Here is a 25,043-nt window from a genome sequence, read left to right on the forward strand (position 1 = left end):
AGTTATCCGGTACACTATCATATCCTACCATGAGCGACGCCGGGACTCTTCAAGATTCGTACCGCCACTGCTGGAGGGTGGTTCAACAGGCGCGGAGCAACTTTGGTTTTGCCTTTCTCATTCTCCCCCGATCGCAGCGCCGGGCCATGCATGCGATTTATGCCTTCATGCGTATTACCGATGACATTGGGGACGATTCCGTCACAGCGGAAAAAGAATTGTCGTTGAACCTGTGGGAACAGCAATTCGAAAGCATGCTGCGTGGGGAGTATCATCACCCGATCCACCCCGCCCTTCACGATACTCTGAAGCGTTATCCGGGTATCGATCCGCAGTGGTTCCGAGAGGTATTTGCCGGAGTTCAATCCGATCTGGCCCCAAAAAGTTATTCCAGCCTGCAGGAGTTGAATCAGTACTGCTATCAGGTGGCCGGGGTTGTGGGTTTAATCTGCCTGCCGATCTGGGGTTGCGCTTCGAGATTCGCCTATCCACTGGCCATCGCCGCCGGGCAAGCATTTCAGCTGACGAATATCTTGCGGGATCGCGATGAAGACCAGCGGAATCAACGTGTGTATTTCGATCCTTCGCGAATTGCTCTTGCGGATCTGGAGACACAAATCGAAGAGGATTATCGGAAAGCCCTGGGGTTGCTGCCGTTACTGCCACTACCCGGTCGAGCCATATTCGAAGTGATGTGGAACACCTATCATTCGATTTTTCTGAAGTTGAAATCGCGAAATTTTGAACCGGGATCAAGACCACGAATTTCGAAAACCCGCAAACTGGCGATTTTTGCCCGGGCACTGCCGACTCGATTGGGTTGGTCCATAGTCGTCCCGAAAGCTCAAAAAAAAGATCTCCTGAAACACCCTCCCCAACCCAAATCCGTGCTTGTGCTTGGCGGCGGCCTGGCGGGACTCTCCGCGGCCGTGAAACTTGCCAGCTCCGGCCATCAGGTCACCTTACTGGAATCGAAAAATCGGCTGGGGGGACGGGCGGGTTCTTTTCAGGATGCGATTAGCGGCCAGAAAATCGATGCCTGCCAGCACGTCACCTTGGGCTGCTGTACCGCCTTCGCCGAGTACTGTCGCATTACAGGAACCGAAGAGTTGCTCGAAAAGCAGAGCGAGCTCTATTTCCAGGCTTCCGATCGCCGCGTCGATATTTTTAGCGGGGATGCTCTTCCCGCGCCTTTTCATCTGGGCCGGGCCTTCCTGCGGTTGCGATTTCTGACAGCTCTGGAAAAGATCCAGGTAGCCTATGGGCTTTCGCATCTGGTCAGAAAGTCCGCACAGCAAGATCCTCCTTTTTTGCCCTGGCTAAAAGCGCATTATCAATCTCCAAGGACCATCGAAAGATTCTGGAACGTGGTTCTGGTCAGTGCGCTCAATATGCGTGTGGAAGAAGTCGGGCTGAAATATGCTCGCAAAGTCTTCCGGGAAGCCTTCTGGGTTAATCGGGAAGGACTGAATATCTCGCTCCCTAAAACATCACTCGATTCCCTCTACGGCGAGACGCTGCGTCATTGGTTCGATCGCCACTCCGTTCGGCTGGAGTTGAATGCAGGAGTGCAGCAGATTTCATTCGACCGCTATCATCGAGCGACCTCAGTCACCCTGCATGATGGACGGCAGTTTGCAGCCGATGCAATCATTTCCGCATTACCCTTTGAAAGGCTCCTCGATCTCCTACCGCATGAACTCGTAGGTAATCAAATGAGCTCCGATCTGGCGAAACTGGAATTCTCCCCGATCACCAGTGTTCATCTGTGGTTCGATCAATCGATCCTGCAGCGACCCCACGTTGCACTGGTCGATTGCCTCGGCCAGTGGATATTTAATCGGGGGGAGAGTTCACCGGGTGAATACTATTTGCAAGTGGTAATTTCCGCGAGCAATCGCACCTTCCCCGGCAAAAGCAACGACGAGATCAAATCGGCGATTCAGGAAGAATTGAAGCGTCTCTATCCCCTGACAGAGCGGGCGCGATTGCTTCGTTCTAGAGTTGTGACCGAACGCCGGGCGACCTTTGCCCCTGTTCCCGGCGTCGATCGACTAAGACCGGGACAGGATATCGGCTTTAAGAATTTTTTCTTGGCGGGAGATTACACTCAGACCGGTTGGCCAGCCACTATGGAAGGGGCCGTCCGCAGCGGTTTTCTCGCTGCGGCTCGGGTAGCTAGCAGCTGATCATTCCTGGGGCTTGATGGTAATCGCCAATGGATCGATCCAGGCTTTGTTATCCGCGTTGTAGTAGAGATAAGCTCGGCTTGCGGGTCCCCGATAAACGCCCGGGGTTTCACAAACGAGATCAATCTTCAATTCCAGCTCTGCTTTGGGAGCCATTTCGCGCCAGTAGAGTACCAGTTCGCGACCGCGGATTTCAAAGTAACTGATCTTGTTCTCTTCCCTCAAGCGAGTGAGTTGCTTGAGATCGGTGGGAACTTTCGAACCGGCAGGGAGTCCCAGGATCGCCACCGACATGCCGTGCCCTTTATCGAGCTTGTTCTTCAACTTCATCGACATTTGAAGAGTGTCCCCCTCTTTCGCGACGGCTTTATCCAGACTCGTCTTCAATTCCAGGGCACACTCGTCCGAGCTCAAGGGCCTGGCCGTTCGACATTCCCAGGCGAGGGTATAGGGCAGCCCCTGTTTGGTATCGAGTTCCAGGCGAATATTTTTATTTTCGCCCTTGGTGAAGAGTTTTTCCGGGTCCATTACATCGAGTGTGATCACCTCGCGGTCAGCCGCACTAAAAACCTTTTCGGCGACTTTCTTGTCATTGACAAATAGAGTCAAAGTGCCCCCTTCGGGCATTTTCTTCTGGTCCTTCGTGTAGGCAATCAGTGCTTTCAGAGCCAGGATGGTCGATTGTGTTGAACCAAAGCCGCCATAGCCGCCGCGTTGCCTCCCTAACCAGCGAATGGCCAACTGAATATTTTCGGTGAACAGTTCGGGACGGTTTGCCTTTAGCAAGGCCAGCACGGCCAAGCTGGTGGTTTCGATTTCGAGATCACGCCCCCCCGAGGAAGTGATGCTGGTGACCGCACCGGTAAATCGTCCGTCGGGCTTCAATTGTTTTTCCGTCGCTTTCTTCATCCAGGTAAGCCCGGCTTCGGTCTTACCGCGGTTGAACAATGCGTTGGCTAAGAGCGACAGGAAATACGGATCGTTCTCCGACTGAGCTTTCTTCTCGAGGGCTTCGAATTCCTTGCTGAGATCGATTTTCTCTTTGTTTTCGAGATCGCTCTCGGTGAGAGCCCAGACAATGTACGCATCCGTGACATGCTGGGGGGCTCGACCGAATGTATCGAGTGCTCGCTGATTGCGCTTGAAGCTGCCATTGCCGTCGCGCTGACTCAGCAGGTAATCCCGGGTCCGCTTTATCATAAGGGGATCGACCTGCTGAACGTGAGACATATCGACGAACTGCAGGAGACCATAAGCTGTCAAAGCTTCATGGGGAGGAGCAGTGCCGCCAAACCATTCGTAGCCCTGCCGTCCATCGTTGGTGACCTTCATGCATTCGAAGGAGGTCAGTTTCTGATAACCCCTTTCGAGCAGGTCCTTGGCTCGTTTGCTGACCTCCGGCTTGGCCTGATCGCTGGTCGACAAATAATCCAGGATCAGCGTATTCGGATAATTGGAAGTCGAAGTTTGTTCGAAACATCCGCAGGGCTCCCGCAACAAGCCATCCAAGCCCGCTTGGAGATCGGCCAGTGTTGTCGGGAAGAGCTTCACCTGAACTTTCATGGTTCCAGGAAGAATGTCGCCAGGAACTTTAATCGTGGGTGTCGCCTTCTTATCCAAGAGATCGCTGACCTGACCGCTCACGGGAAAGCCATCCGGCACCACAGTCATGTGGCGGAGAATATGATCGCTGGGAGCGTCCAGACTGGTCGCATCCAGTTGCAGCGACAGGCTTCCGGAAGTCACTGCCGGTTTGAATGAATAGACTTTGCGATTCTTGCCATTGGCATCTAGAGCAATCGAATCGACCCAGCGGTCCCCTTCGCGTCTCAAGTCGCTCGGTAACAACTCCAGTCCTTGAGGATTCACCGAGAATTTGACTTCGCGCTGGGTGTCGGAATCGTTGACAATCCGAACAGGTACATCGACCTGATCCGCACTGGAAATTTCCACGGGCAGTTTCGGATCGACGCTGAAAGGTTTGCGAGCTTCGATGGTGGAAACATTCGCGGCCACACGACCATCGAGTGTATGACCTGCCACCATCACCTGATACCGTGTGACATCATCGGCGAGATCAAAATGTATAGTGATCTTACCGGTATCCGGGAGCACAATCACTGGGTTCCAATACACGGTCTCTGTAAAGTCATTGCGCAGTTCGGGATTCGTCGCATCGGGCGTTTTCGTATGAGCATATTCGCGAACCACTAGGGCCCCGGGCATTACTTTTTGCATAGCGACGATTTGCCCGTTAACTTCCTCCCAAGCGGCCAGAAAATTCGCGGGAGCTGCTAACCCATTCGGACTGCGGAAGCCGCCTCCGCCTGGACCGCCAGCACCACCCCCGATGTCAGGGAAGAAGCCACCACCACCCATCCCCGGCCCCGCGAAGCCGCCGGCCATGGGAGCTGCACCGGCTGCCATAACTTTCCGTTTACCGTCGAATTGTTCGCGATCCTTTGCCATGTCGCGATTTTTATCGAGATCTCCCGCCGGCTTCTGAGCCTGCTTCATCATCGCATTACGGGGCATCATGGGCCTGGCCATGTCCAGCTTCTTGGCATTATCGCCTCCTTTCAGGGCTTCCGGAGCGCCAACACCTTTATTCCCGCGGGCGATCATGGGAGCCATCCGCATTTCCGCTTTAGCAACCGGACCACCACCGAAACCTCCAAACCCGCCGCCTTGGGCGCCAGGAGCACCCCCAAAACCACCGCCGCCAAATTCCATCTTTTCCATCGGATTCATGGCAGCACCCGGCCTGAGTTCCGCTTCTTCCCGGAGCATCTGATCTAGATCGTCTTTGAAGATTCGAGCAGCTCCTATGGCCGCGGGTGCTGGCATCGTCGTCGCATCTCGAGAGAAATCGAGCGGTTTTTTGGTCACCTCGGAGCGATTCACGAGCAAGAAGGCGACTAGCGGAATCCCCGATAGTATTAATCCGACCCAGGCGTAGGACCCCAACGGCTGATGCTTGCGGATCCGACGAACCAGGGTAATGGTTACCACAAGCAGACCGGTTAAGAAAAGGATGATCTCGGCCACTTTCAAGGGCTCTTCGAGATCGACAGATGCCGGGGCGGCTCTCAATTCGCGCTCAGCGGCGAGATAAGAACTCTCGGCCTGAGTTTCTGAAGAACTCAGTTGCTGATATTCCTTCTGCGAGCGCATCTGAGCCAGGAAAGCATTCAAATCATTGCGGGATTTATTCAGTTTTGCCTGATAATCTTCTAACTTCGGCTGGTACTCCGCCAGGAATTTCTGCCGTTCTAGAAACAACAAATCCGAAGCGGGTTTGGTCACCTGACCCGTGCTGACCAGAAGTCGCTCGGCTTCCTGCTTCTCGGCGACATTGCTCTTACTGGCCACGAAGGCCGTAGGGTTCTGCTCGGCAAAGCGGCGCCAGCCCTGAGTTCCGAGCAGATTATCCAGCGCCTTGGCCGCTTTGGGATGGTCGCTGAGCAGGAAGTCCGCATGCTCCAGATCTTCAGGTTTTTTGACTTCCCCCGCCAACAGGAAATGAGTCGGCATCAGACGATCGGTCTTGTTATCCGCCATCGTGATCACACTCTGATTCACGACGCCGACCATCAGTACTGCGGGGAGCGGGGAATCTTTTTCGTTCTTACTGGAAATCTCCAGCCCCACTCGAGAGCCCGGGTTGTAGCGATTCTTATCGGGTTTAACATTCAGAATCAGATTGTTCGGGGTTTTGCGGAAGACCAGGCGCTCGGCCAAGGGAATCAGATTGCTCTCGCCGTTGGCGGCAGTCAAGTCTTCAAACACGGTGACGCGAATCACTCCGCCGAGATTGACTCCACCGCCAAGTTCGATTTTAGTGGGCTTGTTCGGTTCAATATTCAGCAACTGATGATCGAGCAATTTGCCCCGGCCATAGGCCCCCACTACCAACCGGCGTTTCTCCCGAGGAGTTTGAATTTGCACGCGAATTGGGGCATCCCCCGAAGTTACTTCGTCCAGGGCAGTTAACACGACGCCATCCGGTTTCACGGTGGGTAATACGAAACCGTCCTTCGGCTCTTCGATGTTCAGCGGGCGTTCGACCTTCAGGTAATATTTGACATTGGCCTGGGGCTTGAAAGTAAAGGAACCCTGGCCTCGGCTGACACCCGCTTCAGAGGTATCGGTCAAAGTCTGAACGTCCGCGATCTTATTTTTACCATCAGTGATGTAACCCTTCAGATCAGCCGGTTTGCCATAAGGCGTGCGGACCTGGAAGTAAACCCGATTGTCCAGTTCGGCGATGAGATCGCCCCCTTCCGGATAGAAATCGACATTCAATTGCCGGCCAATAATCGGGATCGGCCGGGAGATGACCTCGGGACCCGTACCATCCATATAAGTGATGCTGAGAGTGCCCTGCCCAGATTTGATTTCCTTGGGCAGTGTGAACTTCAGGTTCACAACTCCCTTGTCATCGGTGGTCTTGGGGGCGTTGACAGGAACATTGACACCATCGACGATGGCGGAAACGAATATAGTCTGATTCTTCAGTGCGCCGCCTTCGGTACGGCTGGCTTCGGAGCGGACCTGAACGATGTCTCCCGGGCCGTAGGATTTGCCATCGAATTCGAGCTTTTTGAAGAATTTATCAGGCACGTATCTGTTGACGATAAATTTTCGCTTTTCCAGTTCCTTGTAGTCATTCATGACGACCAGGGTGTACTCGCCGCCGGGAGCGCCTTCGGGAATGATCCATTCACCGACGCCGATGCCCCGAATCGGTGGGGAGTTAGCCAGTGCTATGGGCATTCCCTGTTCGTTGATCACTCGGCCATTACCGGCGGCGAGAAGCTGTTCCGATCCATCCGGCTTGACGACTTTGAATCGTACCATCTGATCTTCGGGTGGCGGAATCAAAGTCGAACGCTCGAGTGTTAGACTTCGGAACCGGAGGGTCTCGCCGGGTTGGTAGAGAGGTTTATCCGTGGCGAGGTGGGTAATGAAAACCGGTCGGGCCAGCTTCAATTTTTCCACCAACTTCGCCCCGACATCATCTTTCATCTTGGCGGTGATTTCCAGCGTCAATTCATCGCTGGGTTTCACATTTTTCCACGCCGATACCGGCAGTCGGAGAGTGGAGGTGGTGTCGGGATTCTGCAGGGAAACGCTGTAAATCTCTTTTTCGGCTTGATTGCGAATGACCAGACTGATCATGGCCGGGATCAGCGGTTGATTCGCGCGATCCAGCGTGGTGACTTTCCACTCGTTGGGCGCGCCGGGCATCGGCCGTTCCGGTCCACTGAGCTTGATGACGACTTTTCGAGAAGAGAGTTCTTCGACGAACTTCTTACCCTTTTCTTCAGCAGCCTGAGTCGTGGCCTCATAGCTCTTCTGGGCCAGGAGAATTTCTGCTTCCAGTTTGGTTCGTTCGTTCCGGAATCGATCGGCGTACTCCTGCCGTTTCTGCGCAGCGAGAGCAAACGAATTCTTCAGGCTCGCGACTTCGGCGGCCTGACGATTTCGTTCGGCGGTCTGCTGATAATACGGAACGCCCACGACACCTGCGGCCGCGAGGAGGCTGGCCGCAATCAGGAAACGAAGGATTCGATGCGATTTGCGCGTCGGTACGCCGGGTTGAGCAGTGGCCAACTGCATTTCGGTGGGTGCCCGGAATTCGACGTTGGGGAATTCCTTGCTGGCCGCTTTGGTCAATTTGGCTTTCCAGGCTTCGGCCAATTTGATCAGTCGATCGCCATCCGGCCCTTGCAGGTAAGCCTCGAGTTCGGTCACCTGCTCCGGTTCCAGTAAGCCGTACTGATGATCGAGCATCAGAGCTTCGTAATACGCTTGATCGCGAGTCGTCATGATCGCACCCGTTTCAAAGTTTGAACCGCATCTCAACCGGGAATGCCGGGAGTCGCGGAAGGTATCTCGTTACGCCAGTTTCTGTCGGAGTTTCTGCAATGCGGATCGCATTTGCGTTTTCACAGTTCCGACTGGGCTGGATCGGATTTCAGCGATTTGCTCGTAGGTCAATCCGCCGTTTTGCCGAAGCAGGAAGACTTCTTTTTCTTCCTCCCGCAAACCGAGGATGGCCTGACGGAGCAATTCCAGATCTTCCTGATCCTCTAGCGGTTGTCCTGGGCCGATGTCGCGTCCCATAATCATGGTTTCGTCCCCTGCGATGGCCCGGGAGCGACGCTTCCAGGCGGAACGCTGATAATCCTTGGCGGCGTTGAGTCCTACGCGAAATATCCATGCTCGGATATTCTGCACATCCGTTAAACTCGCTCTCGCCCGCCAACACTTCAAAAAGGCTTCCTGTGTCGCGTCGAAGGCGTCTTCCCGGTTCCCCAACACATACACCAGCGTACTGACGAGTTCATCGCGAATCGTATTAAACGTGCAAACCAATAGCTCCTCGCTGGCAATAGGCGGGTTTCCACCGCTTGCCGCGCTAGCATCTTTTGGAGCAGCACGCACAGTTTCCATGTTGGGTTCCACCTAAATGACGAAGGGAGTTTCGCTAGGGATTGTGCTATTGGAAATTATTTGAAGAAAAGAGGAAACTCACCAACAGCGACCAGGAAAGCTAGATAATACTAAAAAATTGAAGAAAATATGCCGAACGTGTCAATTTATATTCCGACAGGATTTTTTGTAACGAAGTTATCGCAGGCCGGAGAGAAGGGTATCTATCGGATGCCCCAACGCCCGATAAAGTCGGAATTGAGCTCGATTATAATCGGCTATGGCCGCCTGATAATCGCTATTGGCCTGAGCCATGGCTTGCATGGAAGCGACCACTTCCTGAGGTCGAACGATCAATGTCAGCAGATTACCGACACGTCGAGTTTGGGTCATCGCCTCAATGTTTTTAGCGAGCAATTCGCGCGCCTCGTCGTAGGCGGGTTCCGCCACTAACAGTCGTTCTGCGGCCGACGTCACGGAGGCATAGGCCTGGATCACCTCGGCGGCCACGCGATCCTGAATTCGAAATAGTTCCAGAAGGGCTATTTCGTGTTCCGTGCGCTTTTCCTTGATGCGGACGTAGTTACCGAGTCCGAGATTCTGCAACTCCCAGATCACCTGGATGTCATAATCGAAGCGACCGCTCATACTACCGAAGTTCCCAGCACTACCCGCTGAGAAACTTCCGACCGCCAGGGAACCACTCGGGTTTGTGGAAACGCTGCGAAAGGCCAGGCTGGGAATCAAGGGCCGCATTTTTTCCTGCCGCAATCGATCCAGAGTGGCTTGCACCAGAGCCTGCTGACTGGCGAGTTCCGGTCGATTGGTTAGAGCAATAGGAATTAGCTCATCCACGGAATACTTCGGATCGATCAACCGAATTTTCAGATTCGAGGGTTCACTGGGCATCAACGGCTGAGTGGGACTGATTCGCATCAATCGCGTCAGATCGGCTTGGGAATACAGATAACGTTCACGAGTAGTACTGGCCGCCTGCTTACGCCGGGAGAGTTCGACTTTCGCCCGGTTGGTTTCCACCGCTGGAACCAGACCTTCCGCCAGGGCACCTACCTGCCGGACCAGCTCTTCTCCTTGAATAATCAGCATCTGGTCGGTCGCTAACTCGCCGGCGTACTGCAAAAGGGTGAAATAGGCTTCTATCACACTCAGGGAGAGATCGTTATTGATTGCCAGTTTGATCGATTCGCGCGCTCGCAATTCGCGCCGAGCCGCTATCGGAGCGTAGATCGCATCGGTTATTCCGAACACCGCATTCCAGCCCACGCCATACATAAAGCTCTGCCGATTATTCATCAGCAAGGAGCCATCCGCCCCTTGAGTTGCCCCACTATGGTAAAAATAATCAGTCCCGGCATTGATGTTGGGTAACCAGAGAAGGCGGGTCTTCTGATATTCCGCATTGGCCAGATCGATGGCCCGATCGGCCTGCAAAGCATCGATACCCTGCCGATTGGCAATCAACACGGCTTCCGTAAGCGTGATCGGCCGATAGTTCGGGTTTGCGGTCAGAGACACCAGCGGATTCGGCCGGACCGACGGTATCAGTTTTTTCGTTTCGGGCTCGCCGGGAGTGGGTGCGGCCGATTTATTTTCTTCCGTGAAAAGGGGAATCGCGACCTGGAAACTGGTTCGACGAAGGGATTCCGGTTTTGCGGAGAGGTTAGCAGATGGTTCCTGAGCGGACCCAGCACTTGAAAGAAAGCCCAGCACTAATCCGATACCCAGACAGGTACATCGCAACGGCATTTGAACTACCTGAAACCAGTCGATGCTCGGCAGGGACGCTTCCGTTTCTCTATCGGCTACTTTCCTCGGGGGAATGAGATCAAAGTTCCGGCTGTAGCGAACGTAACAATCGGGCAAACCTGGCACCCTGAGTAAATGGGGAAAGCAGTCCCCTTTGGAACTATTTGAACTCGGCAGCAGTCGCTAACCGCCGAGTGGCTTCCCCAGACTACCAAAATCGGGGGTTGTGGGAACTTACGCCTAAAAACAATCTCGTTTTTCAAAAAATGAGTGATGAAGTTGCTTCGAAGCTTCTCCAACCTGGGAAAGTCGGCATTGCATAAACTTTAAATGTTTGGTTATATGTGGCCCATTCGGGGCTCCGGAGGCAGCCCCGTGGATGGCTTGGGAAGGATTCCCGAATGGCTGCTGGACATCGTTTAAGCGAGCGTTTCTCCGCTACTGGTGAAGCTGCGCCATTCCGTCGACGGGAACGGCACCGCGGCCGGGCCAGCCAGCAGATTACCCGGCTATCCATAATCATCGTCAATTTCTGTCAGTGGCAAAATACTTTCGAACTGGTCGAACAACTCCGACAATCGAATAGCTTCCGCGAAGGGCGAGCCGATATCGTCATCGCCGATAATCACTCACCGTCCGATCCGCTGTGCGATCAATTGCGTTCAACCGAAGGTGTGACCATTCGCCAGTTTGCCCGCAATCTGGGTTTCGCCCGGGCGGTCAACGAAGCCTGCCATTTGAGCCGGGGGCACTGGGTGCTGCTGCTCAATCCCGATATGCGAGTCGAACCCGGCTTCCTGGATCGGGTGGAAGCCGAAATCAGAAAAATGGACAAGGAATCCAACCGCATCGGCGTGGTCGGCTTCCGCTTACGGCACGGGGATGGAACCCGGCAGGCCTCTTCCGGCCCCTTCCCAACGTTCATGAGAACGATCACGGGCCTGTTTGCTCCTCGGGCGTTGCGAAAGTGCAAACTGAACTCGGCCCGCAAGCCGACGCATGTGCCCTGGGTCACCGGGTGCTGTCTTTTGGTCCGCCGGGAGTGTCTGCAGGAACTCCAGGGCTTCGATGAAGATTACTTCCTCTATTACGAGGACGTGGATTTCTGCCGGCGCGCCAAACAAGCCGACTGGAACGTGATGTACAACCCCAGGATTGAAGTCACGCACTTCCATCCGCTGCATACTCGCGAGGTTCCCGCACCGCTGCGCGTGATGACTCGTCATGCACTTCTGATGTATAGCTGGAAACATTGGCCACGCTGGCAGGCGATTCTGCTCTGCGGCATGGTCTGGCTCGAAGCCAAGTATCGGCTGTATCAGAAGCCGAGCGAGCAAGCCAATCAGGATCTGCGACAGCTATTTTATTTCTTCATCAACGACGATCGCATCGGCCTTCATGATGTGATACACGAGAACGCCGGTCGCCTGGAAGATCTGGCCGCAAATAATCGCCTCTAACCTTAATGTCGGAATACGCAGGTACGACCGACTATGAAGTTCTCCATCGTCATACCGTCTTACCGGAGGGCAGATCTCCTAAGTCTTTGTCTGCGCAGCCTCGAACAGTTCGCACCGGAAAATTGCGAAATAATCGTGGTTGATGATTGTTCCGCGGAAGGCATCATTTCCAAAACAGCTGCGGATTTTTCTTTCGTGAAAATCCTTCGCTTAGAAACACAATCCGGCTTCTGTCTGGCCTCCAATGCGGGAATACTTGCTGCTCAAGGGGAGTTCGTCGAACTGTTGAATGACGATACCGAAGTCACCCCTGGCTGGGCCGAAGCGGCCTTGCTCGCTTTTGAAAATCCCGAAGTGGGAGCCGTAGCCCCCTTGGTTCTGCAAACGGGAACAGCTTACTTGATCGATAGTGCCGGGGATGAATACCACTCCGGCGGTTTTGCCCGCAAGCGATTTCATAACTGTATGCTCGAGGACATTCCCCTCGAACCCAAATTCGTCTTCGGGGCGAGTGGCTCCAGTGCATTTTATCGCAAAGCCGCGCTGGAAAAAGCGGGGTTGTTTCCCACAGAGTTCGGAGCTTACTTCGAAGATGTCGATCTGGCTCATCGCTTGAATAACCTCGGCTTTCGCACCTGGTTTGAACCCTCCTCCATCGTGTGGCATGCCGTCAGCGCTTCACATGGGCGAAAACCTAGCCGCGAAGTTCTGGCACTGCAATCCTTGAATGAAGAGCGTGTGTTCTGGCGAAATATCGATTCCCGACATATCCCTACACATCTGGCCGTGCTAGGTTTAAAAGCGATCCGAAGAGCCCGGGAAGGAAATCTGATTCCGTTTTGCAAAGGCCGCTTAAGAGCCTTTCGCGAACTTCCCGAACTCCTTTCTCACAAGCGTCGCTTCGCGCGTGTCGGCTAAACTTCGCCGCCATTTCCCCTAAAACAGCACTGATTCAATCCTTTAGGGAATTCCAATGGCTGCTTCGAATTATCATCAGATGTACATCAATGGTCAGTGGGTCGACGCGATCGGCGGTCAGCGCCTGGCTGTGGTCAACCCGGCCACGGAAGAAACAATCGCCGAAGTTCCCTGGGGGGGTCGGGCCGATACCGCCAAGGCTATCGATGCGGCCTACGCGGCCATGCCCGCGTGGTCTCGTCTCACCGCATGGGATCGCTCGAAGATTTTGAAAAAAGCTGGGGAGCTGCTGCGCGAACGGGTCGAAACTTACGCCCGCATTTTAACCCAGGAACAAGGCAAGCCACTCGCGGAAGCCAAAGCCGAAGTGATGCACTCAGCCGATACTTTCGAGTGGTTCGCCGAAGAAGGCAAACGTGCTTACGGGCAGATTATACCCCCCGCAGTGGCGGGTAAGCGTCACATGACCCTGAAGCACCCCGTCGGCGTGGTGGGAGGCATTGGCCCCTGGAATTTTCCGATCACGCAGCATGTTCGCAAAATCGCCCCGGCACTGGCTGCGGGTTGCACCATCGTCTGCAAACCAGCCGATCCGACGCCGCTATCGCTGATTAATGTCTTTCATTGTCTGATTGATGCGGGAGTGCCGGCGGGAGTAGTCAATTTCGTCATTGGCCCGGGCGAGGAAATCGGCGCCGAGTTCATGGAGAATCCCAAGATGCGGAAGATCAGCTTCACCGGCTCAACCCGCGTCGGCAAGATTCTGATGAAGCAGGCCGCCGATCAGGTAAAAAGGCTTAGCCTCGAACTGGGCGGCCACGCACCGTTGATTGTGTTCCCGGATGCCGATCCCGAAGTGGTGGCCAAGGCGGCCGTGGCCGGTAAGTTTCGCAACAACGGTCAGGTGTGCATTTCCCCGAGCCGGTTCTACGTGCACAAGGATATTCAGAAGAAATTCCTGGAAGTGGCTGTGGAGGCCGCGAAGGCTATCAAGCAGGGTAACGGACTGGACGCCGATACGCAACTGGGGCCGATGATCGCGAAAAGAGCTCTAGAAACTACCGGCAATCTGATCGGTGATGCGACTGCCAAGGGGGCCAAGCTCCTGACGGGCGGCCGCAAATCGGCCAAGTTCGATAAGGGCTATTTCTTCGAGCCGACGATTCTGAGCGAACTGTCAGCCGATGCTAGGTTACTGACGGACGAGCCGTTCGCCCCGGTTATGCCGGTGATGGATTTTTCGAAGATCGACGATGTAATTGCCGCTGCGAACAACACTAAGTATGGTTTGGCCGCTTATGTGTTCACCAATGACCTGACGGTGAGCTGGAAACTTGCGGAAGGACTGGAAGCAGGGATTATCGGCATCAACGACCCGGTACCCGCCACCCCGCAATGCCCGTTTGGAGGCATGAAGGAATCGGGCATCGGCCGGGAGTTGGCGCACGAAGGTCTGGAAGCTTATCTGGAAACGAAGTTCATCAGCATTCGGTTGAGAGACTAAGTTCGGTATAGTTCTTTTCAGTTCGCGAAGTATTAGCCGATAGCCGGTGATACTTCGCGACGCTAAACAATTCCTTCCAGCATTTCCACAGCCTGTACCAAACCATCCTTTCCCTTCATTCTCTCTGCCAGCGTTTCGCAGCGTGCTTTGACAATCGGGTTCAAAATTTCGTTCAGTCCCCGAACAATATGCTTCGAAGTGCGTTGACGAGGTCCTAGCCAATTCCCGGCTCCCAATTTTCGCACCCGCTCGGCGTTATCCGGTTGATCCCACGCCAAGGGCAAAATCAATTGCGAGGTTCCACTTGCTAAAGCCGCCGCGGTGGTGCCTATTCCCCCATGATGAACGACGGCCGCACAGTGTGGGAAGAGGGCGCGAAAAGGAGCATAGCTACAGACGCGGATCGAACTGGGCAAATCGCGAGGCACCTGGTGCAGATTTTTGGACAGCAATACTCCCCGCAATCCCAAAGACTGACATGCTTTCACAGCTGTTCGAAAGTAACCGGAGCCATGGGTTACACCGGTACCCGTAGTAAACGAGATTAGTGGACCTGGCATTTCGCAAAATTTACGAAGTTCATCGGGAAGTTCCAAAGAACGACTTCCATCGAAATCGCCGAACCCGACTAATCGAAGGGAAGCCGGCCAATCGGATTGAGGGGAGGCGTACCAGTCGGGAAATAATCCAATCGTCAAATCGGGCGAAAGCCACCACTGAAATATTCGATAGACCGGCTTCAATCCAATTTTTTTTCGCACCTTGTTGAGTGCCAGCCCAAAAAGGGCGTACCCGGCCAAGTCCACCCCCAGCCAATAGAGCTGTGCGATTGGTCTCGGAAGCCAGGAAGGAGGAGTCAACCCGCCTGGCATAGTGGGGGGAGAATCGATACTGGGAATGACCCCGGGTTGGAGGACTAGGCTGACTACTCTTCGAGATTGTTTCTCCTGAAGCAGTCTAGCCGCGCTGACACCCGGGTTGGCCACAAGGATTGACTGTGGATCGGAAGCCACGTTTGATAGCTGGTCGTACTGGCGTTCGATAAATCGAGTCGCCCACTTCGACATAACTCGCCCACCCCAGTAGGGGTGCCACAGTGACGGATTCTGGAGGACTTCGTTTATTTCAGATTGGGAGACGATGGGAAGGAATTCGAACCCAAGCAGTTCAGCGCGTGCGCGATAAGGTTCCGGCACAACCAGCGTGACTCGATGCCCGCGCTCCCTCAACCGGATGCCCAGACCGATATAGGGGAAGACATCCCCATCTGTTCCAAAACTGGCGAGAATCGCATGCATGCGGCTTCCAATGCGGATGGATTCAAAAAATGGAAACCGAAAAAAAATCTTCCTGAAACTGGATTTTATCAAATTATTTTCGAACGAACTGGCAGCGAAGCAGTTCGGTTTCAATAGCGGGCTTTTGCGTATTCAAACCACGATCCTTCACGACTGAGCCGAAGCCAAATCGCACTACAGCGATCTTCTTTTTCTCCTGAGTTTGAGAATCCGGCGTTCTTAAAAGGAAGAATCAAACCGTCACAGGAGCCGGATTCGCGGATCCTCCCTTGATTGAGGCGGATACAATTCATGAACTCGCAGATGTTCGTTCAGAAACTTGTGGAGCGGAGCGTATTCCCAACCCAGATTGAACTCGTCGGCAATGGCCTTCAACTTTTTCAAATATTTCTCGGTGATTGTTTCTCCCACTCCCGCATATTTGGGATCGCAAAAATAGACCCGGCAGCCGAGCGGACGGGGCTCTCGAGCGGTGCATAAATTGTCTTTCTGATAAGGACAGAGATCGGCGCTCGCCGGTCCCGAAAAGGGGGGAGCGCTGGCTAAAAGCACTTCCGCTTCGAGCTGACTGAGGAACAAAGTATGGCCGTATTCTCGAAATCGGCAACATTTTCCGGACGCTTCACAGCGCGGCTGGTGCCCGGCAATCTCAGCGTCGAGCTCTAAATAGAGCCGATAAATGCGATCGTGCCAGTCTGGGAATTTGGGATGCATGTACTCATTTTAGGGGTGGGGAACCTGTTTCCGAGACGGTAATTTGCCGGTTTACCGAAGGCTTGTGCGTTGTATCTATCCTGACGGCTCGTGGTGTGGCGCAAACGGGAGCGGTTAAGTACAAGTTGACTTTTTATCATCGGCAGGATGAAGCGGAACCGATTAATGCCCTGTAGAGGCCGCCCAGGGAGTATTGACGATGTCGTTAGAACTGCAACCGGATATTGCCGAACCGCTGGCGGAGAAGTCCGTCGCGCTCCGATGGTCGATCATCGGATTACTCCTCTGTGCTGCGGCCGGAGGAATCGGCTATGTCTCCCGCGATCCCGAAAATTTAAATACTCTGAACCGGGTCGCCGTCGGGTTGCTTTTTCTGGGAAGTTTCATCTCCGGTTGCGCTCTGACTCTTCGTTGGAACTGGTACCTCCCCTGGTTCCTCTCCTCCGTGTCGGCCCTGCTGGGAACTCTGGCTATCCCGCTCCCCTGGGACAGCATCCCACTGCTCTATCACGGGATGATGCTGGTGACCTTCATCATCGGCTTATTGGTGGCATGCTTCACGGGGATTCGACGTGCCATCATTGGCGGCATGATCTGCTTCCACTTCTTCGGAATCAGCATGTCGATCCTATCGCCGCCTCCTTCTCCCTGGGCCGTGTTCCAAATCTGGCAACGCTGTCTGACCTGGTGGTTCGATCCCATCTATATCAACAACGCCTACCAGTTCTACGCTCCCGATCCAGGCCCGGCCAACCAGCTCTGGTTCTGCATCGAGTTTTTCAAAACCGACTCCACCAGTCCCGGCGGCATCAGCAATGAGGAGAAAGCTCGCGAAGAATTCGCGCGGCTACTGGGAATGGACAAACAGGCGCCCGGCGTGATGGACGATCTGGCTCCGAAAATGCATCTGTGGATCAAGATGCCGGAACGCCCCCGCGATTATCGCGATCCCCTGGGGATTACATATTATCGAGAACTGGCTTTGACGGAGTACACCTACCAGGGGACGAATGCGAATTACAACGCCTTCCCCACGGAAGCCAAGGAAATCGAACGCCGTCGGCAGGCGATGCGAAGTCGCATTCCGTTGCACAACGAACTGTTATATCCGACGATGCAGTACCGTCCGCCAAGCAATCTCGTCACCCAGATGATTGTGCCTTCCTATGCCCGGCATCTGGCTCATAAATACGAAAACATCAAGCCGGGATTAAAGTTCCACACGGTTCGCATTTATCGGGTGATGCACCGCATCATCGAGCCGGACGTCATGGGCGATCCGAAAAACCTGAAAGAGGATTCCCGGGAAAAACGTTACTCCAGCGTCTATGAGCCTTCGACCTATCAGCCCTTCTTCCTCGGTGAATTCTTCGCGGACGGAACGTTGAAGGATCCGGCCGAGCCGATGTTGTACTGGGCTCTGCCGATCTCGCGCAAACTGAACGGCAAGTTCTGCAAGTTCGGGGATGACGATTATTACTCGAACTACATAGACAGCGTGAGGACACACGCGGGCAGCGACCATACCAGCCGGGATCTGATTGAAGTGGATAAACGCTTCGACAATTGACGCAGGAATCGCGTTCCCACCCGACAATCCCCGGCGACTTGCCCAGTCGTTCCTCCGGCCGAAATAAACTTGAAGAGTGCAAACCATGAGCAAGTCGAATAATGGAGTCGATTACTCTCTCCCGAATATCTGGACGCGTTTCTTTTTTTCGCCGACCGATCCTTCCACGCTCGGTTTCATGCGGGTGATGATCGGATTACTCGTCTTCTATCTGCATGCCGCTTACTTCTTTAATTCCCAGGATCTCCATGGCAAGTACGCCTGGTGGGATCAATATGTAGCGAACAAACAGCGGCGGGAACTCCCCATCGCCCTCGGTACTTTTAACTGGGGCGACGACCACGAACCCCGCATCAAACTTCCGGAGACGACGCAGCGCCGGGCAATCGCCATCGAATTCCTGAAGGCACTTCCGGATAGCGTGGAACAACGCAAGCACGACCTCCGGTATTTGATCCCACTCATCGAACAGGCGAGCGATCTAGATCCCACGGGAGCTTCCAATCAGAAAGTGATCGAGGCTCTGGATCTGGCGGGGGCGTACACGCGGTTGAATAAAGAATCGGAAGCGAAGTTCCTGAAGAAGTTAAGCGAGGAACCTCTGAAAACCGCGGAATTGCCGATTCGCATTCCTCTGTTTTTGGAAGAAAGCGATGTGGCCCGGCGAGAAGCGATCCGAGTCGAACTAACTGATTTTCTGATGATGGTAGCCAGTCGGACTGATCTGCAAAACTTGGAGAATGCCGAATGGGTCTTTACCTGGTTGAAGGAGCTATCGGTCGGCCAACGTCAGAAAGCTCTCGCCTTTATGATGGGTTTACCTACCGACCGCACCGAACGCGAGAGTATCCTCGATTACATGGGCTTCTGGCAGGCCGATCCGCGCCAGTGCTATAGCAAAGGTCGTTACATATTTTCCTTCTGGTTCCACGTGACCGACCCGACGACGATGTGGATCGTTTACGGTCTCCATATGGTTATCATCGCTCTGTTCACACTCGGATTCTATACTCGAATCACCAGCGTTCTCACCTGGATCGGCCTTTTGAATATCTGCCATCGCACACCGTTCTCACTCTACGGGATGGATGCGATGATGAGTCTTCTGATGTTCTATATGTGCATCGCTCCAAGCGGTGCCGCCTTCTCCATTGACCGATTACGAGCCCGCTACCGAGCCGCCCGGGCTTTGCAGAAAGCCAATGGCAAATCGGTTCCCTGGGCGGAAGCGACCCTGGCTGGTCCCGTGCCATCAAGATTGGCCAATTGCGTACTTCGAATGATGCAGATCCATTTCAGCTTCATGTATCTCTCCGCCGGTTTTTCCAAGCTCAAGGGAACAACCTGGTGGAATATGACGGCCCCCTGGTATGTGATGTCGAACCCGGAGTTCTGCCCGACTCACTTTAGATGGTACGAACATTTACTCGAGGAAATTTCCCAGAGCCGTCCTTTACTCTCGTTCATCTTCGCTTTCGGTGTACTTGGAACTCTCGTGGCTGAAATCGGCTTACCCTTCCTGGTCTGGACGAGACTTCGCGGTTACGCCGTGATCAGCAGCGTTCTTCTGCATCTGGGCATCGATTTCTTCATGGGACTGTCCGTATTCAGTCTGTTCATGCATTCGTGGGTCTTGAGTTTCATCCCCGCGGCTTTAGTTCGAGAAAAAGTGGGCGTAGGACCTGGGGGCCAGAAGTTGAGACTGAAATACAACCCGCAGGATCCGGAGCAGGCTCACACGGCGGCAGTCATCAAATCACTCGATTTGTCGAATCAGGTCCAGCAGGATCCGTTATCGCCGAATTCGTCGGAGACAATCAAGCTGGTGGATGAGAATGGGCACGACCACAATTCGCAGGAGATCGCACCCCTGCTCTTCCGCGATCTGCTGCTCCTGCAGACGATCGGCTGGGTCTCCTGGATTCCTGGCGTCAAACTGCTTCTGCGAAAGGTCCTTCGGACCTAAGGGATAATTAAACTTTAGCTGCCTCGCCAGTTCGGCAAGGCAGCGATTTGAGGCTGGTGCAACCTTCGGGTAAGATAGCCTCGTCCAACAGTAGTGAGGGCAGCCCTTCTTTGGATTTGAATTGTATCCGGCAACGTTCGCAGAAAATCTTCACATCTTCTTCCAGGATTAATTTCGACTCCCGCCGTGGATCATTGGGACAACGGAGTACGGCCAGCGTTTCTGGGGTGATCATCAGCCTTCAACCTATCTCTGCGATGTAATATCCATCCTGTTCGGCTTATCTTATCAAATTTATGGTAGGGGCTATTTTCAGGAATCATGACCTTTCTCCCCATCGTAAGGTGACCTCAGATTCCCCAATCGGGAATTCCGGCTTCAAAAAACTTTCATTCGAAGCGAATCCTGAAGGCCGCATTTTCAATCCCGGTAGGATTTTGTGTGAATATCAAACATTTATTAGTTAATATGCGTAAGCTTGCACCAGATAGACAACCTGGGAAAAAGTTTAGGGCCGACCCAGGATCAGGTAATCTCACTTGTCCGGGGAGAAATTGATGGGCGTCTCCATCGAATAAGTTATAACGCTGAAAGATATGCTAGTTTACAGCATCCTTCAGAATGTGGGAGAACTCGCATGGCTCGCATGAGTCGAGAATTTTCATTGGTCCTGCTCGGCGCCGGTGTCATGACGGCGGGCTACTTTCTTTATCCCGAACCTGCTTTGGATGCCAGCGAGAAGCAGCAAGAGGACGCCGAACTCGCCCAGAATGGCGTCGATTCCAATACATCGAGTGGCGGCGGCTCCCACAGCCACTTTTTCTGGTACCACACCGGTTATGGTTACGGGAGCGGTTCCCGCTCCTCCTTCTCGAGTGCCAGTAGTGCAGTTCGCTCCGGCGGGTTCGGCAGTTTCGGTCGTGGCGCTGCTGGAGCCTAACTCTACCGTCTCTTCCTCTTCCTGGCACTTCGTCATGCACCGCATCAAAATCGATCCTCGGCCCGACTGGCAGAAACGAGTCGAAAAATACGGCTTGCACTACCATACTCTGCGCGGCGAACCCTATTGGGACGAATCCGCCGCGTATCAGTTCACCGCCTTCGAAGTCGACACCCTGGAAGCTGCCACCAACGAACTGCACGAAATGTGCATGAATCTGGTCCAGGAAGTCATCGACGAGCGAATGTTCGGGCTATTCCTCATCCCCAAAGAATTCGAAGATTACATTATCCAGTCCTGGGAAGCGGAAGAGCCCTCGATCTATGGACGGTTCGACTTGGCGTACGATGGCGTCCATCCTCCGGTGATGCTGGAATACAACGCCGATACTCCCACGGCCCTGGTCGAGGCTTCTGTTGCCCAATGGTACTGGCTGAAGGATATCGATGAACGGGGCGATCAGTTCAACAGCATCCACGAAAAGCTCCTGGATGCCTGGCGGTCCGTGCTCGAAAAAGACGATTCGCGGATTCACTTCGCAGCCATGTCGGATGCCATGGAGGATTACATTACCGTCGAGTATCTGCGCGATACCGCCATTCAGGCAGGCTTTGATACGGAATACATCAACGTCGAGGCGATTGCCTGGAACTCCCTGTCGAATCGGTTCGTCGATACAAAGATGCGGAATATCCAGCGAATCTTCAAACTCTATCCCTGGGAATGGCTGATACGCGAGGAATTCGGCAAGAATATCCTCCGCAACCAGACCCACTGGATCGAACCCGCCTGGAAAATGATTCTCAGCAACAAGGCAATTCTCCCTTTGCTGCACGAACGGCACCCTGATTGTCCTTATCTGGTACCAGCTTCGTTTCAGCCGCTCACGGGAGAGTACGTCCGTAAACCGTTGCAATCTCGGGAAGGCGCGAACGTCACGATCTTCCGGGGCGATACCGTTCAGCGTTCCACGGAAGGAGTTTATGGCGAAGGACCGTTCGTCTATCAACAATTAATTCCAATCAAGCCGCACGACGATCGTTATCCGGTGATTGGAAGTTGGGTGGTTAACGGTGTATCCTGCGGCATTGGCATACGCGAGGATGACTCTCCGATTACCCAGAATACCAGCCGATTCGTGCCGCACCAGATGGTGTGAGCCGTCGAAGGATACCCATGAGCCAGACGTACGATTTAGCACAACTCGATGAAGTGACGACCGGCTACCTCCGTAAGGCACGCGATACTCGTGCCACCGGCTTACCCGGGGCGATTCTCGAAGGCTCCAACGGCAATCCCCTGTGGATCTTCCTGTTGGGGCTGATGGTTCTGATCATTACACTGATTCTGACTTTTCCGAGTTCCGAGGATCCTCACAAGACGGCCATGTTGCAAACCGCGGGATTCCTCCTGGGCGGTTGGACCACACTTTATGCCTTTCGAGTCTGGCGGGCGCAAGGCCGGAACCAGAACCTAGGAAGATTCTGGTATGCCGATCCACACTATCTCTGGATGTGCAGTGGTTGGAAAGTGACGATTCTGGCTCAGGGAAGTATTAAATTAGCCAAGACCCAGAGCATTTCTGACCAATCCAAACTCAGCAAGGTCGTAGTTCAGACGCTGGCTGGAAACTATACGTTTGTGGCTAGCGATTCACTCATGGCTTCCTATTTCGTGGATTTCCTGAACGTATTGCACGAATTGAAGGTGCGTTACCCCGATGCGGCGAACATGTCCCCGGCTCAACTCGGACACAATGCCCAGATCATCGCCGGACAGGGCCGTTACCCCGAATTTCTCGATCGCGGGAGCGGCGGCCTATTGAACTCCTTGCCCCATCCTCAAGTGGGCAATTCCTCCTCGAGCGGCATCGTACCGCTGCTGATCATACTGGCTGTGGGTTGCCTCTGCTACTTCGGACTTCCCAAAATCAATGAGCCTCTCCGCGACGAATCGACCTACGCGCATGCTCTCAGTCAGAAAGATCATGATCTGCACCCATTGAGAAATTATCTTGCGGACGAACGAAATAAACTGCATCGAGAAGACGCGGAAAAAGCGCTGAGTGAAGCCTTCGATAAGCAGATTGCGGCAATTCAGCAAAAGGAAGGTGTCGATCCACTGAGAGCCGATGCATTTTGTAAGATCTTGGACAAGATCCGTTCTGACCGAAAACTCGGGCTCTATATCTATCTTAACGAAATCAAGAATGATCAACTGAAAGGGGAGGATTTCCAGGAGATAAACGTCGGCGATCGAAAAGACCGCGCGGTGAAACGGGTATCTCGCAAAGTTCTTTCCGTACTTCAGCCCGGGCTAGTTCGTTTCCTGGCTTTGACTTCCGAGGAAGATCGAGCCAATCTGGTCATCACCTGGAAATTATTGAACCCCCGGCCCAACAATGTTTATGACATTCAGTGGTCGTACACTTTGAAGGCGCCGCAAAGCAGTTCCGAATCCCAAAGTCCCGTCGAACCCGAGAAACCCTTCTTTACGAAGACCCAGATTTTTCAGAATAAAAGCGTCGCGGGAGTCGAAAACCTCCTGAACTTGATCCTCGATGATTTATTGCACAAAACTTTCGGCAGTGTGATTGAAATCATGGATCTACCGAATCTGGAAGAAGACAACAATTAACTCCGCACTTTATCTCTGCCGGGATTTCCGCTCCTGCAGATATCGATAAGCGGCAAGAATCTTTTGCCGTACCGGCTCAGCCATTTGCGACAAACGCTTTTGGTGAATCAGGTACTCTTCCCGCCCGTTCCTCGTTTCGATGGGGATCGGTTCCAGCCCAAATTTCTTGACATCATAAGGACTGGCCCGCATATCGATCTGGCGAGCCTCCCAGGCGAGTAGAAAAGAGTCCCGCACGATTTCGGATTCGATCCAGGGGATAATCTTCTGCGAAAACTTGTAGAGATCCATGCACACGTGTACGCAGGCCGGTTGATCATTCTCCACCGTAGTCTGCCGAGTTAAGGCGATCCGATTTTTCGGTAATGACTCGGGTGTAAAAAAACGGTACGCATCGTAATGAGTGCAGCGTAACCCCAGATCCTCCACGACGGCGGCAATTTCCGAACTCGTCAAACGCAACGGTGTCGAAGCGTGGCGAATTTCTTGAGTTCGATAGACCATCGCCCATTCATGTAAGCCGAAGCAGTTCCAGTTCGGCGTCCGCTCCCCCGTTGCTCGCAGGTAATCGAGCGCCCAGTCCAGATAATCGACACGATGATCCGGAAAACCCGAAGTGGATATTACCACTCCTTCTTCAAGTTGTTCTCCTTCCACCGGCCAGTCGGTCTTCTTCCGTTGAGCATTGGCGAGAATGACATCCGGCCCCGGAGACCAGCGGAGTAATTGACCCGGCCGAAGCGGATAGTACTCGAAGAGGAAATCATTGATGGGATGCTTGACCTGGCTGGCCATCCGAACGAGTCGCTCGTCCGCATAGGGCCTTAGATCGTCCTGATATTGCTGCCGGCGTTCTTCCCAGGCGGATTCCGGCAGCAGACGATATTCGAAGGTGGAAGGAACGCTGTTCATTTGGAATTAGAGAGCTTTCAATTTCTCCATGCGGTTACCGCGGCATAGATTGTTATAGTCGGTTCAGAAGATCGGGAGTCAACCGGAATGCGGGCAGTCGTTCAGCGAGTAAATGGGGCACAAGTCACAGTCGGCGAGGAAGTGACCGGTCGGATCGAGCGGGGATTGTTAATCCTGATCGCTTTTCATCAATCCGATAGCGAAGCGAACATCCCCTGGATGGCCGAGAAACTCGTGAATCTGCGGATATTCGAAGATGAAGCCGGGAAGATGAAAAGAAGCCTCATCGACGTCGAAGGTAGCCTCCTGGTAGTTTCGCAATTCACCCTATACGGCGATTGCAGCAAAGGCCGGCGTCCCAGCTTCATCGATTCCGCCCGGCCGGAAGTTGCCGAACCCCTGTATTTGAAATTCATCGAATATCTGAAGCGATTTGCCATGACCGTGGCTACCGGTCGCTTCGGCGCCGACATGCAAGTTAAATTGATCAACGATGGTCCGGTAACTCTCATAATTGATTCACCTGACAATCGATAAAGCCCGCACATTTTACCCAATCGGCAGTTTCCAGAGAACCTTTCTTTTACGTTCAATCCTTTCGCGCAGCGACTTAGGTAGGCCGGGAAGCTTCGATCCGACCGGGGAATTTGGATTTACTCGGCAATCTCGGCCGATTCCAGAGAGAGACGTGTTTCAGGTAAGTCCGCGCAGGGAAGCCGGGGCCTGAAAT

At 53.7% G+C, this 25,043-nt stretch carries 17 protein-coding genes; 10 read left to right on the forward strand and 7 right to left on the reverse strand.

Translation table 11 applies throughout. From position 1 onward, the window contains the following. Positions 1-29 precede the first annotated feature (29 nt). Positions 30-2,189 carry a hydroxysqualene dehydroxylase HpnE gene (hpnE, locus tag KIH39_RS16210; RefSeq protein ID WP_246539315.1) on the forward strand — a complete coding sequence of 720 codons (2,160 nt, stop codon included), beginning with the start codon at positions 30-32 and terminating at the stop codon, positions 2,187-2,189. On the opposite strand, the gene KIH39_RS16215 is transcribed toward hpnE, so the two are convergent. The 3 genes from KIH39_RS16215 to KIH39_RS16225 all read right to left on the reverse strand — a co-directional run bounded on the left by KIH39_RS16215 (position 2,190) and on the right by KIH39_RS16225 (position 10,511). After that, the gene (locus KIH39_RS16215) at positions 2,190-8,021 is read right to left on the reverse strand and encodes an alpha-2-macroglobulin family protein (RefSeq protein ID WP_213494265.1); all 5,832 of its coding nucleotides are present in this window, start codon (positions 8,019-8,021) and stop codon (positions 2,190-2,192) included. Positions 8,022-8,090: 69 nt separating this feature from the next. Beyond that, positions 8,091-8,648 (reverse strand): RNA polymerase sigma factor, encoded by a 558-nt coding sequence (locus tag KIH39_RS16220; RefSeq protein ID WP_213494266.1) that lies wholly within the window; start codon positions 8,646-8,648, stop codon positions 8,091-8,093. A gap of 177 nt (positions 8,649-8,825) precedes the next feature. Further along, positions 8,826-10,511, reverse strand: a complete 1,686-nt coding sequence (locus tag KIH39_RS16225; RefSeq protein ID WP_213494267.1) for a TolC family protein — start codon at positions 10,509-10,511, stop codon at positions 8,826-8,828. A gap of 284 nt (positions 10,512-10,795) precedes the next feature. Between KIH39_RS16225 and KIH39_RS16230 the strand changes: the two genes are divergently transcribed. From KIH39_RS16230 to KIH39_RS16240, 3 genes are read left to right on the forward strand one after another with little or no spacing between them, the layout of a single operon-like run. Then, a complete protein-coding gene (locus KIH39_RS16230) occupies positions 10,796-11,854 on the forward strand; it encodes a glycosyltransferase family 2 protein (RefSeq protein ID WP_213494268.1) in 1,059 nt (352 codons plus the stop codon). A 33-nt stretch (positions 11,855-11,887) separates the two neighbouring features. Continuing rightward, on the forward strand, positions 11,888-12,772 hold the full coding sequence (locus KIH39_RS16235) for a glycosyltransferase family 2 protein (protein ID WP_213494269.1): 885 nt from the start codon (positions 11,888-11,890) through the stop codon (positions 12,770-12,772). Between the two features lie 55 nt (positions 12,773-12,827). Then, the gene (locus tag KIH39_RS16240) at positions 12,828-14,276 is read left to right on the forward strand and encodes an NAD-dependent succinate-semialdehyde dehydrogenase (RefSeq protein WP_213494270.1); all 1,449 of its coding nucleotides are present in this window, start codon (positions 12,828-12,830) and stop codon (positions 14,274-14,276) included. Positions 14,277-14,338: 62 nt separating this feature from the next. On the opposite strand, the gene KIH39_RS16245 is transcribed toward KIH39_RS16240, so the two are convergent. Further along, positions 14,339-15,574: a glycosyltransferase gene (locus KIH39_RS16245; RefSeq protein ID WP_213494271.1), complete on the reverse strand. Its 1,236-nt coding sequence runs from the start codon at positions 15,572-15,574 to the stop codon at positions 14,339-14,341. 240 nt (positions 15,575-15,814) lie between these two features. Continuing rightward, positions 15,815-16,288 (reverse strand): hypothetical protein, encoded by a 474-nt coding sequence (locus tag KIH39_RS16250; RefSeq protein ID WP_213494272.1) that lies wholly within the window; start codon positions 16,286-16,288, stop codon positions 15,815-15,817. A gap of 199 nt (positions 16,289-16,487) precedes the next feature. On the opposite strand from KIH39_RS16250, the gene KIH39_RS16255 reads away from it, so the two are divergent. Next, positions 16,488-17,858 carry a hypothetical protein gene (locus tag KIH39_RS16255; RefSeq protein ID WP_213494273.1) on the forward strand — a complete coding sequence of 457 codons (1,371 nt, stop codon included), beginning with the start codon at positions 16,488-16,490 and terminating at the stop codon, positions 17,856-17,858. 85 nt (positions 17,859-17,943) lie between these two features. Continuing rightward, complete coding sequence (locus KIH39_RS16260; RefSeq protein ID WP_213494274.1) at positions 17,944-19,824, forward strand: HTTM domain-containing protein; 1,881 nt, start codon at positions 17,944-17,946, stop codon at positions 19,822-19,824. 7 nt (positions 19,825-19,831) lie between these two features. Here the strand turns inward: KIH39_RS16260 and KIH39_RS16265 are convergent, their stop codons facing one another. Beyond that, positions 19,832-20,059 carry a hypothetical protein gene (locus KIH39_RS16265; RefSeq protein ID WP_213494275.1) on the reverse strand — a complete coding sequence of 76 codons (228 nt, stop codon included), beginning with the start codon at positions 20,057-20,059 and terminating at the stop codon, positions 19,832-19,834. 402 nt (positions 20,060-20,461) lie between these two features. Between KIH39_RS16265 and KIH39_RS16270 the strand changes: the two genes are divergently transcribed. The 3 genes from KIH39_RS16270 to KIH39_RS16280 are packed head-to-tail and all read left to right on the forward strand — an operon-like array spanning position 20,462 to position 23,401. Further along, positions 20,462-20,764 carry a hypothetical protein gene (locus KIH39_RS16270; protein ID WP_213494276.1) on the forward strand — a complete coding sequence of 101 codons (303 nt, stop codon included), beginning with the start codon at positions 20,462-20,464 and terminating at the stop codon, positions 20,762-20,764. After that, on the forward strand, positions 20,709-21,923 hold the full coding sequence (locus KIH39_RS16275; protein WP_246539316.1) for a glutathionylspermidine synthase family protein: 1,215 nt from the start codon (positions 20,709-20,711) through the stop codon (positions 21,921-21,923). Before KIH39_RS16270 ends, KIH39_RS16275 begins: the two co-directional genes overlap by 56 nt. Before the next feature lie 17 nt (positions 21,924-21,940). Continuing rightward, a complete protein-coding gene (locus KIH39_RS16280; protein ID WP_213494277.1) occupies positions 21,941-23,401 on the forward strand; it encodes a hypothetical protein in 1,461 nt (486 codons plus the stop codon). Positions 23,402-23,410: 9 nt separating this feature from the next. Here the strand turns inward: KIH39_RS16280 and KIH39_RS16285 are convergent, their stop codons facing one another. After that, entirely contained in the window at positions 23,411-24,313 is a 903-nt protein-coding gene (locus tag KIH39_RS16285; protein ID WP_246539317.1) for a 3-methyladenine DNA glycosylase, read from the reverse strand. Positions 24,314-24,400: 87 nt separating this feature from the next. Between KIH39_RS16285 and dtd the strand changes: the two genes are divergently transcribed. Further along, positions 24,401-24,850 carry a D-aminoacyl-tRNA deacylase gene (dtd, locus tag KIH39_RS16290; protein WP_213494278.1) on the forward strand — a complete coding sequence of 150 codons (450 nt, stop codon included), beginning with the start codon at positions 24,401-24,403 and terminating at the stop codon, positions 24,848-24,850. Positions 24,851-25,043 lie beyond the last annotated feature (193 nt).

The sequence above is a fragment of the Telmatocola sphagniphila genome, assembly GCF_018398935.1.
Taxonomy (GTDB): Bacteria; Planctomycetota; Planctomycetia; order Gemmatales; family Gemmataceae; genus Telmatocola; species Telmatocola sphagniphila.

Excerpts from the sequence above, each read along its gene's own strand:
- hpnE (WP_246539315.1), top strand. The coding sequence starts at position 30 with ATGAGCGACGCCGGGACTCTTCAAGATTCGTACCGCCACTGCTGGAGG.
- KIH39_RS16215 (WP_213494265.1), bottom strand. The coding sequence starts at position 8,021 with ATGACGACTCGCGATCAAGCGTATTACGAAGCTCTGATGCTCGATCAT.
- KIH39_RS16220 (WP_213494266.1), bottom strand. The coding sequence starts at position 8,648 with ATGGAAACTGTGCGTGCTGCTCCAAAAGATGCTAGCGCGGCAAGCGGT.
- KIH39_RS16230 (WP_213494268.1), top strand. The coding sequence starts at position 10,796 with ATGGCTGCTGGACATCGTTTAAGCGAGCGTTTCTCCGCTACTGGTGAA.
- KIH39_RS16235 (WP_213494269.1), top strand. The coding sequence starts at position 11,888 with ATGAAGTTCTCCATCGTCATACCGTCTTACCGGAGGGCAGATCTCCTA.
- KIH39_RS16240 (WP_213494270.1), top strand. The coding sequence starts at position 12,828 with ATGGCTGCTTCGAATTATCATCAGATGTACATCAATGGTCAGTGGGTC.
- KIH39_RS16245 (WP_213494271.1), bottom strand. The coding sequence starts at position 15,574 with ATGCATGCGATTCTCGCCAGTTTTGGAACAGATGGGGATGTCTTCCCC.
- KIH39_RS16250 (WP_213494272.1), bottom strand. The coding sequence starts at position 16,288 with ATGCATCCCAAATTCCCAGACTGGCACGATCGCATTTATCGGCTCTAT.
- KIH39_RS16255 (WP_213494273.1), top strand. The coding sequence starts at position 16,488 with ATGTCGTTAGAACTGCAACCGGATATTGCCGAACCGCTGGCGGAGAAG.
- KIH39_RS16260 (WP_213494274.1), top strand. The coding sequence starts at position 17,944 with ATGAGCAAGTCGAATAATGGAGTCGATTACTCTCTCCCGAATATCTGG.
- KIH39_RS16265 (WP_213494275.1), bottom strand. The coding sequence starts at position 20,059 with ATGATCACCCCAGAAACGCTGGCCGTACTCCGTTGTCCCAATGATCCA.
- KIH39_RS16270 (WP_213494276.1), top strand. The coding sequence starts at position 20,462 with ATGGCTCGCATGAGTCGAGAATTTTCATTGGTCCTGCTCGGCGCCGGT.
- KIH39_RS16280 (WP_213494277.1), top strand. The coding sequence starts at position 21,941 with ATGAGCCAGACGTACGATTTAGCACAACTCGATGAAGTGACGACCGGC.
- KIH39_RS16285 (WP_246539317.1), bottom strand. The coding sequence starts at position 24,313 with ATGAACAGCGTTCCTTCCACCTTCGAATATCGTCTGCTGCCGGAATCC.
- dtd (WP_213494278.1), top strand. The coding sequence starts at position 24,401 with ATGCGGGCAGTCGTTCAGCGAGTAAATGGGGCACAAGTCACAGTCGGC.